The 1,078-nt window shown below is 64.7% G+C and carries 1 rRNA gene; it reads left to right on the top strand.

Annotation, left to right across the window (positions count from 1 at the left end):
- A 23S ribosomal RNA gene (locus ACTQ1S_RS09320) occupies nt 1-1,078 on the top strand; the annotation flags it as partial.

The raw sequence follows: 1,078 nt of genomic DNA, 5'->3' as shown, positions 1-1,078 counted from the left end.
GGGGAGGACAACCCGGGGAACTGAAACATCTAAGTACCCGGAGGAGAGGAAATCAATCTCGAGACTCCCCGAGTAGCGGCGAGCGAAAGGGGACCGATGGCCAAACCGTCGAGCGGGCGTACCCGGCAGGGGTTCCGCCGGCGGGGTTGCAGGGCCGCGCATCCGGGGGCTGCCGCCCCCGGGCGCAGGTCCGGCTGGGGAGCGGAACGGCATGGGAGGGCCGGCCGCAGCGGGTGACAGCCCCGTACGCGAACCCAGACCGGACGGCGCGACGCGGTCCCTGAGTAGGGCCGGGCACGTGAAACCCGGTCCGAACCTGGGTGGACCACCATCCAAGCCTGAGTACTACCCTGTGACCGATAGCGCACCAGTACCGTGAGGGAAAGGTGAAAAGCACCCCGGGAGGGGAGTGAAACAGTACCTGAAACCGTGCGCCCACGAGCAGTCGGAGCACCCATTGGGTGTGACGGCGTGCCTTTTGTAGAATGAGCCAGCGAGTCGCTGGCGCGGGGCGAGGTTAACCGAAAGGGAGCCGGAGCGAAAGCGAGCCTTAACAGGGCGACTTGAGTCCCGCGCCGCGGACGCGAAGCCGGGTGAGCTATCCGTGGGCAGGCTGAAGCGGGGGTAAGACCCCGTGGAGGGCCGAACGCACGTCGGTTGAAAACGGCGGCGATGACCTGCGGATAGGGGTGAAAGGCCAATCAAACCCGGAGATATCTCGTTCTCCCCGAAATAGCTTTAGGGCTAGCGTCGCGCGTTCACCGCCGGAGGTAGAGCACCGGATGGACGAGGGGGCTTCGCCGCCTACCGAATCCAACCGAACTCCGAATGCCGGCGGCCCAGAGCGCGGCAGTCAGAGCATGTGGGCTAAGCTGTGTGCTCGAGAGGGAAACAGCCCGGACCGCCCGCTAAGGTCCCCAAGTTCCAGCCGAGTGGCAAAGGATGTGCGTCCGCCCAGACAACCAGGATGTTGGCTTAGAAGCAGCCATGCATTCAAAGAGTGCGTAACAGCTCACTGGTCGAGTGGACATGCGCCGACAATACACGGGGCTAAGCTGGACACCGAAGCGGCGGGATT

This window comes from Collinsella sp. LCP21S3_D3, from assembly GCF_052118305.1.
Taxonomy (GTDB): Bacteria; Actinomycetota; Coriobacteriia; order Coriobacteriales; family Coriobacteriaceae; genus Collinsella.
Note: the sequence above shows the minus strand (reverse complement) of the source record. Positions and strands in the feature narration are given on the sequence as shown.